Origin of the sequence: Polynucleobacter sp. UB-Raua-W9, assembly GCF_018687435.1 — a bacterium.
GTDB lineage: Bacteria > Pseudomonadota > Gammaproteobacteria > Burkholderiales > Burkholderiaceae > Polynucleobacter.
Window position 1 is genome coordinate 531,206 of record NZ_CP061290.1, and the last position, 16,092, is coordinate 547,297.

Annotated in this window: 17 protein-coding genes; 12 read left to right on the top strand and 5 right to left on the bottom strand. The window is 46.3% G+C overall.

From position 1 onward, the window contains the following. The first annotated feature begins 103 nt into the window (after nt 1–103). Nucleotides 104–2,509 carry a phosphoenolpyruvate synthase gene (gene ppsA / locus AOC07_RS02785; protein ID WP_215358086.1) on the top strand — a complete coding sequence of 802 codons (2,406 nt, stop codon included), beginning with the start codon at nt 104–106 and terminating at the stop codon, nt 2,507–2,509. A gap of 60 nt (nt 2,510–2,569) precedes the next feature. On the opposite strand, the gene AOC07_RS02790 is transcribed toward ppsA, so the two are convergent. From AOC07_RS02790 to smpB, 5 genes are all read right to left on the bottom strand, one after another. Then, nucleotides 2,570–3,460, bottom strand: coding sequence for a peptidase (locus AOC07_RS02790; RefSeq protein ID WP_215358087.1), 891 nt, complete (start codon nt 3,458–3,460; stop codon nt 2,570–2,572). Between the two features lie 58 nt (nt 3,461–3,518). Continuing rightward, the gene (locus AOC07_RS02795) at nt 3,519–4,316 is read right to left on the bottom strand and encodes a transglutaminase family protein (RefSeq protein ID WP_215358088.1); all 798 of its coding nucleotides are present in this window, start codon (nt 4,314–4,316) and stop codon (nt 3,519–3,521) included. A gap of 15 nt (nt 4,317–4,331) precedes the next feature. Continuing rightward, complete coding sequence (locus tag AOC07_RS02800) at nt 4,332–5,306, bottom strand: alpha-E domain-containing protein (protein ID WP_215358089.1); 975 nt, start codon at nt 5,304–5,306, stop codon at nt 4,332–4,334. Between the two features lie 12 nt (nt 5,307–5,318). Then, complete coding sequence (locus AOC07_RS02805; RefSeq protein WP_215293876.1) at nt 5,319–6,731, bottom strand: circularly permuted type 2 ATP-grasp protein; 1,413 nt, start codon at nt 6,729–6,731, stop codon at nt 5,319–5,321. Nucleotides 6,732–6,862: 131 nt separating this feature from the next. Beyond that, on the bottom strand, nt 6,863–7,315 hold the full coding sequence (gene smpB, locus AOC07_RS02810; RefSeq protein WP_215358090.1) for an SsrA-binding protein SmpB: 453 nt from the start codon (nt 7,313–7,315) through the stop codon (nt 6,863–6,865). A 25-nt stretch (nt 7,316–7,340) separates the two neighbouring features. Here smpB and AOC07_RS02815 point away from each other — a divergent pair, with 25 nt between their 5' ends. From AOC07_RS02815 to AOC07_RS02865, 11 genes are read left to right on the top strand one after another with little or no spacing between them, the layout of a single operon-like run. Next, nucleotides 7,341–7,772 carry a type II toxin-antitoxin system RatA family toxin gene (locus tag AOC07_RS02815; RefSeq protein ID WP_215293878.1) on the top strand — a complete coding sequence of 144 codons (432 nt, stop codon included), beginning with the start codon at nt 7,341–7,343 and terminating at the stop codon, nt 7,770–7,772. Beyond that, nucleotides 7,765–8,115 carry an RnfH family protein gene (locus AOC07_RS02820; protein WP_215358091.1) on the top strand — a complete coding sequence of 117 codons (351 nt, stop codon included), beginning with the start codon at nt 7,765–7,767 and terminating at the stop codon, nt 8,113–8,115. Before AOC07_RS02815 ends, AOC07_RS02820 begins: the two co-directional genes overlap by 8 nt. Nucleotides 8,116–8,141: 26 nt before the next feature. Then, entirely contained in the window at nt 8,142–9,605 is a 1,464-nt protein-coding gene (guaB, locus tag AOC07_RS02825; RefSeq protein WP_215293880.1) for an IMP dehydrogenase, read from the top strand. A 13-nt stretch (nt 9,606–9,618) separates the two neighbouring features. Then, complete coding sequence (gene guaA / locus AOC07_RS02830; RefSeq protein ID WP_215358092.1) at nt 9,619–11,226, top strand: glutamine-hydrolyzing GMP synthase; 1,608 nt, start codon at nt 9,619–9,621, stop codon at nt 11,224–11,226. A 20-nt stretch (nt 11,227–11,246) separates the two neighbouring features. After that, nucleotides 11,247–12,044, top strand: a complete 798-nt coding sequence (locus AOC07_RS02835) for a ferritin-like domain-containing protein (protein WP_215358093.1) — start codon at nt 11,247–11,249, stop codon at nt 12,042–12,044. Between the two features lie 19 nt (nt 12,045–12,063). Then, nucleotides 12,064–12,765, top strand: coding sequence for a hypothetical protein (locus tag AOC07_RS02840; RefSeq protein WP_215358094.1), 702 nt, complete (start codon nt 12,064–12,066; stop codon nt 12,763–12,765). Between the two features lie 5 nt (nt 12,766–12,770). Further along, nucleotides 12,771–13,481 (top strand): hypothetical protein, encoded by a 711-nt coding sequence (locus AOC07_RS02845; protein WP_215358095.1) that lies wholly within the window; start codon nt 12,771–12,773, stop codon nt 13,479–13,481. Between the two features lie 28 nt (nt 13,482–13,509). Then, nucleotides 13,510–14,163 carry a 7-carboxy-7-deazaguanine synthase gene (gene queE / locus AOC07_RS02850; RefSeq protein WP_215358096.1) on the top strand — a complete coding sequence of 218 codons (654 nt, stop codon included), beginning with the start codon at nt 13,510–13,512 and terminating at the stop codon, nt 14,161–14,163. 49 nt (nt 14,164–14,212) lie between these two features. Then, a complete protein-coding gene (queD, locus tag AOC07_RS02855; protein WP_215358097.1) occupies nt 14,213–14,677 on the top strand; it encodes a 6-carboxytetrahydropterin synthase QueD in 465 nt (154 codons plus the stop codon). Then, the gene (gene tadA, locus AOC07_RS02860) at nt 14,678–15,136 is read left to right on the top strand and encodes a tRNA adenosine(34) deaminase TadA (RefSeq protein ID WP_215293886.1); all 459 of its coding nucleotides are present in this window, start codon (nt 14,678–14,680) and stop codon (nt 15,134–15,136) included. Next, nucleotides 15,133–16,077: an LD-carboxypeptidase gene (locus AOC07_RS02865; protein WP_215358098.1), complete on the top strand. Its 945-nt coding sequence runs from the start codon at nt 15,133–15,135 to the stop codon at nt 16,075–16,077. Before tadA ends, AOC07_RS02865 begins: the two co-directional genes overlap by 4 nt. Nucleotides 16,078–16,092: the final 15 nt, after the last annotated feature.

Below are 16,092 nucleotides of genomic sequence, written 5' to 3' on the forward strand. Positions count from 1 at the left end.
ATTTGGCCTAAAAGTCAGGGTCAGCACTACAATATGCTTTATTGAAGTATGCCCCATTTTGAGGGGCCGCTTGACCAGTTTTCCTACCCTTAGAGAGTATTTTATGTCCAACCAACAGCAACAAAATAGCAGTATGGCAGATGCCTATGTTTTGCCTTTCGAGCAGCTTCGCATGACTGATGTTGAGTCAGTCGGCGGTAAGAACGCATCACTGGGAGAAATGATTTCTCAACTGGCTTCCACGGGAGTTCGTGTACCAACGGGTTTTGCGACTACTGCCTTAGCTTTTCGTGATTTTCTGACGCACAATAATCTGACTGACCGTATTCAAAAGCGATTAGAGGGATTGAATATTGATGACGTGCGCGCATTGGCAGAAGCTGGTGCTGAGATTCGTCACTGGATTGAAACGGCGCCGTTTCAAGCAAAGCTTGATGAAGAGATTCGTAGAGCATTCGCTGTATTAGACGATTCTGGTAAAGGTTCTTTTGCTGTTCGTTCATCCGCCACTGCAGAAGACTTGCCGGATGCTTCTTTTGCTGGACAGCAAGAAACATTCTTGAATGTTGAGGGTATTGACGATGTTCTCAAGAAGATCCGTGAAGTATTCGCCTCCCTCTATAACGATCGTGCTATTTCCTACCGCGTTCACAAGGGCTTTGCCCATGCCGAAGTGGCTTTATCTGCGGGTATTCAGCGGATGGTGCGCTCTGACCTAGGTGCTGCTGGCGTAATGTTTACTTTAGATACGGAATCAGGTTTTGAGGATGTCGTTTTCATCACCTCAAGCTACGGTTTGGGTGAGACAGTGGTGCAGGGTGCCGTTAACCCGGATGAGTTCTATGTTTTTAAAACAACCTTGGCTCAAGATAAAAAAGCCATTATTCGTCGCTCTTTAGGCTCTAAATTAATTCAGATGCAATTTGCGCCAAAAGGTTCTGCTGACAAGGTGCAAACAGTGGATGTCACGCCAGAAAAGCGCAATCGTTTTTCTTTAGAGGACTCTGATATTACTGAGCTGGCTAAGTACGCAGTGATCATTGAAAAGCACTACGGTCGTCCAATGGATATTGAATGGGGTAAGGATGGTCAAGATGGCCGTATCTACATCCTGCAGGCTCGTCCTGAGACAGTAAAGAGCCAAGCTGCCGGTCAAGTCGAGATGCGCTACAAGCTGAAGGGTAGCTCTAAGGTGCTGGCCAAAGGTCGTGCGATTGGCCAAAAGATTGGTGCTGGCCCTGTCAGAATTATTCGTGACCCTAGCGAAATGGATCGCGTTCAGCCGGGCGACGTCTTGGTTGCTGATATGACTGATCCTAACTGGGAGCCCGTGATGAAGCGTGCTTCTGCGATTGTCACTAACCGTGGTGGACGCACTTGCCACGCAGCCATTATTGCGCGTGAGTTAGGTGTGCCTGCGGTAGTGGGTTGCGGTGATGCTACTGAGCATTTACAAGATGGCATGATGGTAACGGTTTCATGTGCAGAGGGCGATGAAGGTCACATCTATGATGGCTTGATCGAGACAGAAGTAACTGAAGTATCTCGTGGTGTATTGCCAGAAATTCCAGTGAAGATCACTATGAACATCGGCAATCCCCAGTTAGCGTTTGACTTCTGTCAGATTCCGAATGCTGGCGTCGGTTTAGCGCGTCTCGAGTTCATTATCAATAACTATATCGGCGTACATCCACGTGCAGTATTGGAGTATCCAAACGTTGATCCTGATCTGAAGCGTGCAGTAGAGAGTGTGGCTCGTGGTTACGCTAGCCCACGTCAGTTCTATGAAGATAAATTGGTTGAGGGTGTAGCAACGATTGCAGCTGCTTTTTATCCAAAACCAGTGATCGTGCGGTTATCTGACTTCAAGTCGAATGAGTACAAGAAGTTGATTGGCGGCTCACGCTATGAGCCCGATGAAGAAAACCCAATGTTGGGCTTCCGCGGGGCATCACGTTATGTATCTGAGGACTTTGGTGAAGCCTTTGCTCTTGAGTGCGCTGCGATGAAGCGTGTGCGCGAAGATATGGGTCTTGATAACGTAGAGATCATGGTGCCATTTGTGCGCACCATTAATCAAGCGAAGCGCGTGATCGATATGATGGAGAAGTTTGGCCTGAAGCGTGGTGTGAACGGCTTGCGTCTCATCATGATGTGCGAGATTCCATCCAATGCGATTCTGGCTGATCAATTCCTGGAGTATTTTGATGGCTTCTCCATCGGCTCTAACGATATGACTCAGCTAACCCTGGGCTTAGATCGTGACTCCGGCATGGAATTGCTGGCTATTGACTTTGATGAGCGCGATCCTGCGGTTGAGTTCATGATTGCACGTTCGATTGATGCCTGCCGCAAGCAGAACAAGTATGTTGGCATCTGCGGCCAGGGTCCATCAGATCACCCAGACTTTGCACGTTGGTTGGTAGAGAAGGGCATTACCTCGATCTCATTGAATCCAGACAGCGTAGTGGAAACTTGGGAAATGTTGGGTAAGAGCTTAAAAGCCTAAGTAAACAAAGCGGTACATAAAAAGCCTAGATTGATTCTAGGCTTTTTTGTATCTATCACTTTATTTTTTCTTGGCGACCACTTTTTTGCTTGCTAACTTCTTCACCGGCTTACTTGTCTTGCTGGCGGTTTTGAATTTAGCCATCTGTGCTCTTGAGGGGGGATGGTTGATTGGTACGGCCCCCATTTTTTTTGCTGGGACTGAGATATCGCTAGATTTATGAGCCCCGCTCCAACTTGGCTCGGCAATCGAGTTAAAGGCCTCGCGTAGCTTTTCTCCCCATGATTGATGAATCATGGCGAAATAAGGATTTGCATCATCTAAGGTCACTAACTTGCTAGCCTTGAGAGAGTTCTTTTCATAAACCAGCATGTCTAATGGCAGCCCAACTGAAATATTACTTTTTAAGGTCGAGTCCATTGAGATCAAGGCACACTTGGTGGCTAGATTGAGGGGTGTCGTGAAATTGAGCACTCGATCCAAAATCGGTTTGCCATATTTAGATTCTCCAATCTGGAAGTAGCAAGTCTCGGGGGTGGCTTCAATAAAGTTTCCGGCCGAGTAAATGTTGAAGAGGCGTGGGCTCTCACCCTTGACCTGTCCACCAAAAATCATATTGCAATTAAACTCAAGACCAGCTTTTTCAAGCGCCAAATGATCACGCTCATAAACTTGTTTGATGGCATCACCCACAACAACTGAGGCTTCATATGAGTTGTTGGCCGTCCAAAGATTCTTGCCCTTAAAAAGTTGCCCTTGAAGCAGGATCTCTTTAACAGACTGAGTAATAGCAAGATTGCCAGAGCTCATGACTGCAAAAAAACGGTTATGATCTTTTTGGAAAATACTCATTTTTCTGAAGGTGCCGATTTGATCTACGCCGGCATTTGTGCGGGTATCTGAGAGAAAAACCAGGCCGTCTTTGAGACAAAGTCCAACACAGTACGTCATACCCTAACCCCTATTCATCATTTCCTGGAATTATCTCTTAATTATCCAGAATGGGCTGCTAGGGCAGTTGTTGGATGGAAATGCTTGCACTTAGCTCCTCGCCACCACCCCCTGAGCGCACCCCTTTAACAGGTGCCGCAGAGTAGTAGTCACGACCAATAGCTAAACGAATATGACGCGCATCAATGAGGCAGGCATGTGTAATGTCAACGCTGGTCCAGACCCCCTTGTCGATGTCACTACAAAAGTCTATCCAAGCATGACTTGCAAGATTTGGGGATTCTTCGGCAAAGAAATAACCGCTCACATAGCGGGCCGGGATATTGGATGCACGACATAGCCCGAGCATGATATGGGCGTGATCTTGGCATACGCCAGATTTCATGGCAAATGATTGGGCTGCAGTGGTGGCAAAGTTAGTTTGTCCTGGTGAGTATGCAATCAAGCCTTGAATTGCTTCAGTTAATTTCAGTACTTGATCAACTGAATTTTTCTTTGGAAGGCTATATGCGAAATACTCCAGCATTTCTTCGTTGGGTTCGGTTAGATGAGTTTGCTGAAGTAGGTAATAGGGTGAAATGGCTTTTGCATCATCCTCAAACTCAAAAGCATCTTGTGTATACACCTCGCCCTCTGCCTCAATCATCATAGAGGTGTATGGGCTCTCTTGAACAAAAACGTTGCAAACGTTACCGAAGGTATCGATTGAACTCGTTGCTTTAATAGGAGTGCTAACCTTCCATTTATGAATTTCTTGGCCTATAAGGGAGGGCGGCGTGAGGCGCAACTCCTGGATGGAGTAACGCACGGGAGTTTCATAGCGGTATTCGGTACGATGACGAATTTTTAAGCGCATATTGTTTACTAACTCTTAGTTAGTGGCTAAAGGTATGAGATAAGCGTTACTAAACTCATCGGCGATATGATTGATGCGCTCCAGGAAGACTTCGATAAACTCTTCCAGACCTTGCTGAAAAACTTCATCAATATCGGAGTAATCCAAGCTGGCCTTGAGTTTACCGAGTAAACGCTCAATTTCTTTCGATTGTTGATTCTTGACTTCAGAGATCAAAGGTATGAGCTCATTCACGCAGCAGATCAATGAGCGCGGCATTTGTTTATTAAAGATCAGCAGTTGAGCGACCTGCTTTGGTGTGACTTGATCAGAATAGATTTGACGATAAATTTCAAAAGCAGAAACTGAGCGCAGCAGTGCAGCCCAGTGATAAAAGTCAAAGAACTTGCCATCGGCGCCTTCATCAGAACCTTTGTATCTGAAGCTTTTCAGTGCTGCCTGATCTTCATACTTAGTTTCAAGAATACGAGCGGTGTTATCTGCTCGCTCTAAAAGAGTTCCAACGTTGATAAAGTAGAAAGCTTCATTCTTTAACATCGTGCCGTGCAATACCCCCCTAAAGAGATGGCAACGGTGTTTCACCCACTCGAGTAGTCTGCTGGGATCAGCTTGATGTCTTGCCTCTAGAATGCGTTGCAACTCTAACCAAGTGGTATTTTGGGTTTCCCACACCTCAGAAGTGATCTTCCCGCGAATCACACGGGCATTTTCACGCGCAGCGTATAAGCAAGAAACGATACTCGATGGGTTGCTAGTCTCATAGATCATGAAATCCAAGACATTTTCACGATTCACTTCATCATATTGGCTCAAAAAGGCATCTTCAAGCTTTGAAATAGTAAGCAACTTCTTCCAGCTTTGCTCAAGAAACTCTTTAGGCTGTGGGAGTAGAGAGGTTTGATGATTGACGTCGAGCATGCGGGCAGTGTTCTCTGCGCGTTCGGTGTAGCGGGCCATCCAATAGAGACAATCAGCGGTACGACTTAACATTTTTTATCCCTTTTACTCTTCTAAGACCCAGGTGTCTTTAGTTCCACCGCCTTGGGAGGAGTTCACTACTAAAGAGCCCTCTTTGAGGGCCACCCTGGTTAGGCCGCCTGGCACCATCTTGATGGTTTTGCCGGAGAGCACAAAAGGTCGTAAATCAATATGTCTTGGAGCAACACCTGACTCAACAAATGTTGGGCAGGTTGATAGTGCCAAGGTTGGTTGGGCAATATATTTATCGGGATTAGCAATGAGATGTTTTCTGAATTCTTCGATTTCAGCTTTGGTGGAGGCTGGTCCAACCAGCATGCCGTAACCACCTGCACCATGAGTTAGCTTAACAACCAACTTATCTAAATTCGCTAAGGTATAGGCCAAATCATCAGTCTTGCGACATTGGAATGTGGGCACGTTATTAAGAATCGGCTTTTCACCAAGGTAAAACTCAATCATTTCTGGAACGTAGGGATAGATAGATTTGTCATCAGCAATGCCAGTGCCAATCGCATTGGCTAAAGTCACGTTACCAGCGCGATGCGCCGATAGGAGTCCCGCAACACCCAAGGTGGAGTCAGAGCGAAATGCTAATGGATCCAAGAAGTCATCATCTACGCGGCGATAAATTACATCTACCCGCTCAGGCCCTTGAGTCGTTCGCATGAAGACTTGCTCGTTTTTCACAAACAAATCTTTACCTTCTACGAGCTCAACACCCATCTGTTGGGCAAGATAGCTGTGTTCAAAGTATGCTGAGTTGTACATGCCCGGCGTCAACACCACTACGTTTGGCTTCTTGACATCGTCGGGCTTAACAGACTTCAGACATTCCAATAAAAGATCTGGGTAGTGCTCAACAGGCGCAATGCGATATTTTTGGAAGAGATCGGGAAAGAGGCGCATCATCATCTTGCGATCTTCAACCATGTAAGAGACGCCAGATGGAACACGCAAGTTGTCCTCCAGCACATAGAACTCACCTTCACCTGCACGCACAATATCAATACCAGCAATTTGTGCGTAAATATCGCGTGGCACACTCACATTCCGCATTTCTGGGCGATATTGTGCGTTGTTATAAATTTGCTCTGCAGGAACGATGCCTGCTTTGATAATTTCTTCGTCGTGATACACGTCGTAAATAAAGCGATTCAATGCCTTAACCCGTTGACGCAACCCTGCCTCAAGCTGCTCCCATTCTTTAGCAGTAAAGATGCGGGGTACTTGATCAAATGGAATCGTTCTCTCTGATCCGAGGTCATCTCCATAGACGGCGAAAGTGATGCCTACCCGTCTAAAGATGAGGTCGGCTTCGGCGCGCTTCAGACCCATGAGGGTGTCGCTCTGCTGCTTTAACCAATGATGAAAAATTTGGTAGTGGGGGCGTGCTTTGCCAGCGTCGTCGAGCATTTCATCAAAAGGCAGTTTCATAGTTATAAAACTAATGCCTTTAAGAAAACTGGTTATGGTGATTTGAAGCAGCTTGGTGCTGTATTGCACCATATAAGTGCAAAAAGCTGAGTTCTGACCTATTGGGGCAGTTTAGCTCAGTTTTTGGGCTACTAAGCGTTTAAGTCACCCCTAGCAATCCGTCCTTTTTGTACCTCCCACTCACGCTCTTTGGTGGCGGCACGTTTGTCATGTTGCTTTTTACCCCTGGCAAGCCCAATTTCGCATTTCACATTCCCTTTGGAGAAATGGAGATTGAGTGGAACCAAGGTATAGCCTTTTTGCTCTACCTTACCAATCAATTTGCGTATCTCAATGGCATTGAGTAGGAGTTTTCTGGTACGGGTGCTGTCGGGAACAATATGCGTCGAAGCTGAAAGCAAAGGGGTGATATGACAGCCGATCAGAAACAGCTCCGCTTGGCGAATGACAACATACGCTTCTTTGACGTGCACGCGACCTGCGCGGATGGCTTTGACCTCCCAGCCCTCCAGAACAAGCCCTGCTTCAAAGCGTTCCTCGATAAAATAATCAAAGAAGGCTTTTTTGTTATCGACGATACTCATAGTTATTTAGCTTCCAAGATCGATTATGGCAGACGTCTACAAGACCGTTTTAATTGGCCAATCAGCCGACCGAATGTATGGCTTGGTAACTGACGTAGCGCGTTATCCCGAGTTTTTGCCTTGGTGCGGCGGAGTTGAAATTTTTGAGCAGAATGAGACAGTTCTGGATGCCAAAATCAATATCCATTTCAAGGGTATTAATCAGTTCTTTCATACGCGCAATATCAATCACCGCCCAGAAACGATTGATATGGTCTTTGTGGATGGCCCCTTTAAGCATTTTTCAGGGCAGTGGAATTTTATTCCCTTACGTGAGGATGCTTGCAAGGTCGAATTTAAGCTCCATTGGGAATTTAAGAGTGCCATTCTAGATAAGATCATCGGCCCTGTTTTTAGTCATATAGCCGGTACCTTTGTGGATTGCTTTGTGAAAAGGGCGGAGGAGCTTGATGTCTAGTCCTAGCCTTAATCTATTGCTATGCGATGCCAGAGAGGGTGAACCTGTTTTAAGTATGTTTACATTAGAGTTAAAAGAAGGTGAGCTTGCGACCGTGGGTTTGGCTTTGGTGAGGGCTGGAATTGCCACCGGTCAAGATGATCCGCTCATAGCCCAAAAAGGCTGTTTTGGAGTCTTTGGGAAGCGCAAAGACTGGGATAGCCCTATTTACCCAGGGGATCGTTTAGAGCTCTATTCCCCCCTCTTAATTGATCCTAAGAGCATTCGGCGTAAGAAGGCCAATCAGAATCAGGATGCCAAATTTCAGGCTGCCGCAGCTAAAAGAAAGGCTAGGAGGCTATAATCTGTTTTTGCGACTAGGGGTTTTGCATGCGACTCATTCAAAAAGCACTCACTTTTGACGATGTGCTCCTTGTACCGGCTTATTCTTCGGTACTTCCTCGAGATGCCAATCTGGCAAGTAAGTTAACTCGAGAAATTTCTCTCAACACACCACTGGTGTCTGCGGCTATGGATACCGTGACCGAAGGTCGTTTGGCAATTGCCATGGCCAGCGAGGGTGGTATTGGAATCATTCATAAAAACTTAACGCCAGCCGAGCAAGCCCGCGAAGTGGCCAAAGTGAAGCGTTATGAATCTGGCGTTCTGCGTGATCCAATCACCATTGCTCCAGAAGTCACGCTACGCCAAGTCATTCAGCTTTCTCGTGAACATGGCTTCTCTGGATTCCCGGTGTTGGTTGGTAAAGAGGTTGTGGGGATCATCACCAATCGCGATTTGCGTTTTGAAGAGGATTTAGATGCTCCGGTAAAAACCAAGATGACTCCACGCGAGCGTTTGATTACCGTTAAAGAGGGTTGCTCATTAGAGGAAGCAAAACGCTTAATGAGTCAGCATCGTTTGGAACGCGTATTGGTTGTCAACGACAAATTTGAATTACGCGGTCTGATTACTGTCAAAGATATTCTGAAAGCTACTGAACACCCCAACGCCTGTAAAGACGGCGAAGGTAAACTCCGCGTGGGCGCAGCGGTTGGTGTGGGTCCTGATAATGATGAACGAATTGAGCTTCTAGTTCGCGCAGGCGTTGATGTGATTGTGGTGGATACCGCTCATGGTCATAGTCAAGGTGTTTTAGATCGCGTTAAATGGGTTAAGAAAACTTTCCCTCATGTTCAAGTGATTGGCGGCAATATTGCTACTGGCGATGCTGCTAAAGCTTTGGCTGATCACGGTGCTGATGGTGTCAAAGTTGGTATCGGTCCTGGATCAATTTGTACAACCCGTATTGTTGCGGGTGTTGGTGTTCCTCAAATCTCTGCGATTGTTAACGTAGCTGCTGCGCTGAAGGGAACAGGTATTCCTCTCATCGCCGATGGCGGTGTTCGCTATTCTGGCGACGTTGCTAAAGCATTAGCGGCTGGTGCCAGTGCTGTAATGATGGGGGGCCTTTTTGCTGGTACTGAAGAAGCTCCTGGAGAGGTGTTCTTGTATCAAGGTCGCTCATACAAGAGTTACCGTGGCATGGGCTCATTGGGCGCGATGGCTGATGGCTCTGCAGACCGCTATTTCCAGAACGATATCGTTGCAAATGCAGAGAAGCTCGTTCCAGAGGGTATTGAAGGTCAGGTACCTTACAAGGGCAGCGTACTAGCAATCTTGCATCAACTCACCGGAGGTATCCGTTCCTCGATGGGTTACCTCGGCTGCAAAACAATTGACGAGTTACATGAAAAAGCCAATTTTGTGGAAATCACTTCAGCGGGTGTACGCGAGTCACACGTTCATGATGTGAAGATCACCAAGGAAGCGCCGAATTACCACATTGATTAAGGCTGTTTCTTTCGTGCACGACAAAATACTGATTCTCGACTTTGGTTCACAAGTTACTCAATTAATTGCTAGGCGTGTGCGTGATGCACGGGTGTATTCAGAGATTCACCCTTTTGATTGCGATCCAGAATTTATTCGCAAATTTATTCAAGAGCAGGGCGGCAAGGGAATTATTCTCTCTGGTGGTCCAAGCTCTGTTACTGAAGATGGTAGTCCTCGTGCACCTCAAATTGTTTTTGAATTGGGCGTCCCAGTTCTTGGCATTTGCTATGGCATGCAAACTATGGCAACCCAGTTGGGTGGTGCGGTAGCTTCTGCAGAGTCATTGGGTAAAGCGCGAGAGTTTGGCTATTCAGAAGTGCGCGCTCATGGCCATACCAACTTACTCAAAGGCATTCAGGATTTTTCTACTAATGAAGGCTACGGCATTTTGAAGGTATGGATGAGTCATGGCGATTCTGTAACGACCTTGCCCCCGTCATTTAAGTTAATGGCCTCTACCGAATCTTGCCCGATTGCTGGTATGGCTGATGAAGAGCGTCGTTTTTACGCTTTCCAATTTCATCCAGAAGTGACTCATACCATCCAGGGCACCGCAATCATTGAGCGCTTTGTACATGAGATTTGCCAATGTAAGCCAGATTGGGTGATGGGCGATTACATCAGTGAGGCAGTTGAAAATATCCGTAAGCAAGTTGGGGATGAAGAGGTCATTCTTGGCTTATCTGGCGGGGTTGACTCTAGTGTTGCCGCAGCCTTGATTCATCGTGCGATTGGCGATCAACTCACTTGCGTGTTTGTTGACCATGGTCTGCTTCGCCTGAATGAAGGCGCTATGGTCATGGAAATGTTTGCGCGTAATCTAGGTGTTAAGGTTATTCGTGTTGATGCTAAAGAGAAGTTCATGGGTGAGCTGGCTGGTGTTGCTGATCCAGAGGCAAAGCGCAAGATCATCGGCAAAGAATTTGTAGAAATTTTCCAAACTGAGTCTGGCAAGATTCAAAATGCTAAGTGGCTTGCACAAGGAACCATCTATCCGGATGTGATTGAGTCTGCTGGTAAGGGAAAAAAGGGCGCGCATACGATTAAGAGTCATCACAACGTTGGTGGCTTACCAGAGGATATGCACCTGAAGTTGCTTGAGCCCTTGCGTGAGTTGTTCAAAGACGAAGTGCGTGAGCTTGGCGTGGCATTAGGTTTGCCACGAGAGATGGTCTATCGCCATCCATTCCCAGGCCCAGGTCTAGGTGTGCGCATTCTGGGAGAGGTAAAAGCAGAGTTTGCAGAACTCTTGCAACGCGCCGATGCTATTTTTATTGAAGAATTGCGCAATACTATTGATGAGGCAAGTCAAAAATCATGGTATGACTTAACCAGTCAGGCCTTCGCAGTCTTTTTGCCTGTCAAATCCGTTGGTGTGATGGGTGATGGCAGAACCTATGAGTATGTTGTTGCCTTAAGAGCGGTGCAAACACAAGATTTTATGACTGCACATTGGGCACATTTGCCTCATGAGTTATTGGGCAAAGTCTCAAACCGAATTATTAATGAAGTACGCGGGATTAATCGCGTGGTTTATGACATCAGTGGAAAACCACCGGCTACGATTGAGTGGGAATAACATTTTGGTTTGCATATTAGATGCTGGAACTACGTCAAACCGCTCTTGAAATACTGGCAATCACTGATCCGAAAACAAAGGTTGATCGGGTTAAGCAGTTATTTTCTGATTATCATCAACAGAGTATTGCTCTAGATGTATCAAGCGCTCTAAATTCGAAAGACCTTGCGCTTCCAGGGCGTCCACAAAAGCCAGAGTTGGTACCGCCATTGACTGTTCCCAAAAGAAGAATGGATACCGTTGATGGCAGGCTTTCCTTGTTGCACTCACTCGCGCATATTGAATTCAATGCCATGAATCTTGCACTTGATGCAATCTGGCGATTTTCTGATATGCCTGCGCAATACTATGAAGATTGGTTAAAGGTTGCTAAAGAGGAGGCTTATCATTTCAGTTTAATAGAGACCCACCTTCAATCTGTTGGAGTTGCTTACGGCGATTTTCCTGCGCACAATAGTTTGTGGGAGATGGTTGAAAGAACTTCAGACGCCGTCATTGCCAGAATGGCGCTGGTGCCGAGAACAATGGAAGCCAGGGGCTTAGATGCGGTTCCTGCTATTCGGGATCGCTTTAAGCAAATTAAGGATGCTAAGGTGGTTGAGATATTAGAAGTTATTCTGAGAGACGAAGTAGGGCACGTACTGATTGGTAATCAATGGTTTAATTTCTTGTGTACTAAGGAGGGCTTATCTCCTACTAAAGTGTATAAAGAGTTAGCTCGAGCTTATCGCGCTCCAGTATTAAGAGGGCCATTCAATTTAGAAGCCCGCAGACAGGCCGGATTTACCGTAGAAGAGTTAAGCTTACTTGGAACATAACTATAAAACTGGGAAATTTATGAACCTAACACGTCGAACATTGATTACAGCTGCAGCTTTATCTCCTGTTGCTTGCGGTGTACCACTTTCTTATGAGCGTGGGGTTCCGATTGCAGCTCCTAGGCCAACCCCTACAGTGCGACCTCCGCAACTTGGTCAAGAGTGGTCCTACATTAAAAAAGATATCTTTAATGGAAAAACACTTGGCTTAATTACGGAGCGTATTTCCAAGATTGGATCAAATATCGTCATTGAACGCAGTGCTGATGACGGTGGAATGTTACCCAGTGAAATTCAAACCTCTTGGGGTATGGTCGCAACCGATACCCAATGGCCTCGTTTGCTGAACTTTAGCCCCTCATTACCCCTATGGCCTCTAGAACTCTCCACAGATTGGAGTAGGCAATTTAATACTAAGTACAGTGTTGCTGGCTACCCTGATTCAAGATTGAATTGGCAGGAATATATGAGTGTTCAGGGTTGGGAAAAAATTACCGTTCCTGCAGGTACTTTTATCGCATTGCGCTTTCAAAGTCTCATTAACTACGAGAACTCAGATCCAAATAAAGTCGACTGCATTCGCAAAGAAACAGTTTGGTTTGCTCCACAAATCGGTCGTTGGGTCGCTCGCGAAGCCTCGGGCTCCTATCAAATTCAAGGTCAGGGCGGGGCTACTCTTCTAGAAGGAAGTTATCAATGGCAACTTACTTCTTATAAGTAGGTCTCATGCGTAGGTCATTTCTATTTGCATTGCCAGCATTTTTGGTGATTGCTCTAACGGGATGCATTTCTTCCCAACCCTATCCTATGGGGGTTGTTTTACCTTCGCCCGAGACTACCCCTAAAGTTAGAGCGCCCAAAGTAGGGCAGGAGTGGGTATATATCGTTCGCAATGTTTTTAATCAGGCTGTGGTCGACACGGTTACTGAAAGGGTTGTAGCAGTTGATAAAGAAATACTAATAGAGCGCACTGGTATCAAGGCGGGACGTTTGCCTGATGAAATTCAGTCCCCCTGGGGCTATGTGCTGCAGGACCCTCGTTGGAGTCCTCCGCAGTTATTTCAACAGGTAATGCCTTTATGGCCCGAGCAATTGATTCCAAATTGGACTGGCTTTTATCGAACCCGTTACCAAGTGCCAGGCTATCCAAGTTCTACTTACTACTGGGGCTTGAATATCACTGCAGTCCAGTGGGAGCGGATGTCTGTTCCGGCAGGGCAGTTTTTAACTTTTAAATATCAATATGAGGCGCCCTATTTTGAGAGCAACGATCTTTTTAGGGTAGCCAATTACCGGAAAGAAGAATTATGGCTGTCCCCGGAAATTGGTCGTTGGGTCATCCGCAGGGGATATGGTCGGTACATAACCCCTGGGGTCTTTTGGGGTGATGCTTACTGGGAAGACAATCTTGAGTGGGAGCTTATCTCCTGGAAATAAGCAAAGCGCTTAAAATAGGCGCATTGATATGTATACCGTTAAAGAACTCTTTCCTACGCTGCAAGGCGAAGGCACTCATGCTGGACGTGCTGCGGTATTCTGCCGTTTTGCTGGCTGCAACTTATGGAGTGGTCGCGAAGAAGATCGAGCAACTGCGGTTTGTAAATTTTGCGATACCGACTTTGTAGGTAGCGATGGCGATGGGGGTGGAAAGTTTGCCTCTGCTCAAGATTTAGCAAACGCTATCGAATCCTCCTGGAAAAGTACTTCAGCGGGCCCTCAACAGCGCTATGTTGTTTTTACTGGCGGTGAACCACTTTTACAGTTGGATGAAGAGTTGATTGCCGAATTGCATCAAAAAGGTTTCGAGGTCGCCATTGAAACAAATGGCACCATCAAAGTTCCCAAGGGTGTTGATTGGGTTTGCGTTAGCCCAAAAGCAGGCTCTGATTTGATTGTCCTTCAAGCAAATGAGCTTAAGCTAGTAATACCCCAAGAGGGGCATGATCCATTAGAGAAGTTATTGGCGCGTTTTGAAAAGATGGATTACCGTAATCGCTTCTTGCAGCCCATGGATGGGGCAAACCTTAAAATGAATACTGAACTAGCTGTAAGCCTCTGCCAGAGGCGCCCGCTTTGGCGATTAAGCCTCCAATCCCATAAATTGATAGGTATTCGATAAAGTATTCGATAATCTGGCTAATCCCAGCAATACTATTCATTAGATCTGAATGACAAGTAAACAACCCGCAATCTCTATTACCCGTCGTCTTGAATTTGATTCAGGACATCGCATTCCCAATCATGATGGGCAATGCAAGCACTTGCATGGGCATCGCTATGCTATTGAGGTTACTTTGACTGGTGAGGTCGCCGACCATCCAGGTAAGGCTGATGATGGCATGGTTCTCGACTTTGGAGATATCAAGCGCTTAACCAACGAATATATTGTTGATCTTTGGGATCATGCATTTTTAGTTGCTAAAGAGGATGAAGGTCTCGTTGCTTTCTTGGCAACGCTACCTAATCACAAAACGGTTGTTTTGGAGCAAGTCCCTACTGTGGAAAACTTAGCTAACACTGCCTTTGCTATTTTGCAGCCGGTGTTCAGTAAGGTCTTTGGCGGACGCCTTGAACTCTCTGCTCTGCGCTTATACGAGACACCCAATTGCTGGGCTGACGTGCATCACCTCTAAATGAAGCAAGCAGAGCTTGACCGCCAGTTTATGCAGCAGGCTCTAGAGCAAGCTCAACTAGCTGCTCTTGCTGGTGAAGTTCCAGTTGGTGCTGTAATCGTGCGTGATGGTGAGGTAATTGCTAGAGCGTTTAATAAGCCAATTACCAATCATGATCCTAGTGCACATGCAGAAATGCTGGTATTAAGACAGGCTGCTCTCTCTGAAGAGAATTACCGACTGCCCGGGACTACTTTGTATGTCACTTTAGAGCCTTGCACAATGTGTGCGGGTGCAATGCTCCATGCCAGAGTTGATCGTATTGTTTTCGGGGCCTCAGATCCAAAAACAGGTGCCGCTGGCAGCGTTTTGGATGTATTCTCATCAAAACAAATCAATCATCAAACCACTATTGAAGGCGGCATGATGGGCGAAGCGTGCGGTCAATTGCTGCGTGATTTCTTTAAGGAGCGACGTTGAAATCCATTCACTTGATTGCTCCTTCTGGAGCAAGCTTAGATGATAAAAGTCCTTTAGCTGGTATCGATTGGCTCAAGAGCCAAGGAATTGCAATTCAGAATGCAGAGTGTGTGCAGCGGGTTCATGAGCGTTTTGCTGGAAGTGATGAGGCACGCTTAAGTGAATTAAATTACCTGGGTAGACTCAAATCTAAAACTATTGTGATGGCAATGCGGGGTGGTTATGGCATTCATCGTTTGCTTCCCGATATTGATTGGGCTGGTATTGCTCAATCCATTAGCAATGGTTTGCAAGTTTGTGGTCACAGTGATTTCACGGCCTTTCAACTGGGTTTATTGGCCAAGACTGGCGCCATCACTTTATCTGGGCCAATGCTAAATTATGATTTTGGCAGAGCAGATGAGAGCGGTAGAACAATCCCTCCCGATGAATTTATGTGGAGGCATTTTCAGACCGCCATTCAAGAGCAAACACTTGATTGCAGCGTATCTGCACCACAGTCGTATTTAGCTAAAGCGAGTTGCAATAAAATTACAGGGATTTTATGGGGTGGTAACTTGACCGTCCTAGCGGGCTTAGTCGGAACCCCCTATTTGCCATCTGTGCACCAAACTAAAAATGGCATCTTCTTTTTAGAGGATGTAAATGAGCATCCGTATCGTATAGAGCGTATGTTGATGCAATTGCTAGATGCTGGAGTGCTCGAGAATCAAGCTGCGATTGTCTTAGGCGGATTTTCTGCCTATCGCCTCTATGATCACGACAAAGGTTACTCGTTGGATCGAGCTATCGAAGCTATTCGTAAGCGTTTGCCCGAGAGCATTCCCATTTTGACGGACCTGCCTTTTGGTCATCAAGCCAATAAGCTAACTTTACCCGTGGGCGCTCAAGCTACTTTAGATTACAGTGCCTCCGGCTTTACCCTCAAAGCGAATTGGTAGATGTGCATAAGACCA

Excerpts from the sequence above, each read along its gene's own strand:
- AOC07_RS02815 (WP_215293878.1), top strand. The coding sequence starts at position 7,341 with ATGGCAGACGTCTACAAGACCGTTTTAATTGGCCAATCAGCCGACCGA.
- AOC07_RS02835 (WP_215358093.1), top strand. The coding sequence starts at position 11,247 with ATGCTGGAACTACGTCAAACCGCTCTTGAAATACTGGCAATCACTGAT.
- AOC07_RS02790 (WP_215358087.1), bottom strand. The coding sequence starts at position 3,460 with ATGACGTACTGTGTTGGACTTTGTCTCAAAGACGGCCTGGTTTTTCTC.
- AOC07_RS02845 (WP_215358095.1), top strand. The coding sequence starts at position 12,771 with ATGCGTAGGTCATTTCTATTTGCATTGCCAGCATTTTTGGTGATTGCT.
- queD (WP_215358097.1), top strand. The coding sequence starts at position 14,213 with ATGACAAGTAAACAACCCGCAATCTCTATTACCCGTCGTCTTGAATTT.
- AOC07_RS02840 (WP_215358094.1), top strand. The coding sequence starts at position 12,064 with ATGAACCTAACACGTCGAACATTGATTACAGCTGCAGCTTTATCTCCT.
- queE (WP_215358096.1), top strand. The coding sequence starts at position 13,510 with ATGTATACCGTTAAAGAACTCTTTCCTACGCTGCAAGGCGAAGGCACT.
- tadA (WP_215293886.1), top strand. The coding sequence starts at position 14,678 with ATGAAGCAAGCAGAGCTTGACCGCCAGTTTATGCAGCAGGCTCTAGAG.
- AOC07_RS02820 (WP_215358091.1), top strand. The coding sequence starts at position 7,765 with ATGTCTAGTCCTAGCCTTAATCTATTGCTATGCGATGCCAGAGAGGGT.
- guaB (WP_215293880.1), top strand. The coding sequence starts at position 8,142 with ATGCGACTCATTCAAAAAGCACTCACTTTTGACGATGTGCTCCTTGTA.
- AOC07_RS02800 (WP_215358089.1), bottom strand. The coding sequence starts at position 5,306 with ATGTTAAGTCGTACCGCTGATTGTCTCTATTGGATGGCCCGCTACACC.
- AOC07_RS02795 (WP_215358088.1), bottom strand. The coding sequence starts at position 4,316 with ATGCGCTTAAAAATTCGTCATCGTACCGAATACCGCTATGAAACTCCC.
- smpB (WP_215358090.1), bottom strand. The coding sequence starts at position 7,315 with ATGAGTATCGTCGATAACAAAAAAGCCTTCTTTGATTATTTTATCGAG.
- AOC07_RS02805 (WP_215293876.1), bottom strand. The coding sequence starts at position 6,731 with ATGAAACTGCCTTTTGATGAAATGCTCGACGACGCTGGCAAAGCACGC.
- ppsA (WP_215358086.1), top strand. The coding sequence starts at position 104 with ATGTCCAACCAACAGCAACAAAATAGCAGTATGGCAGATGCCTATGTT.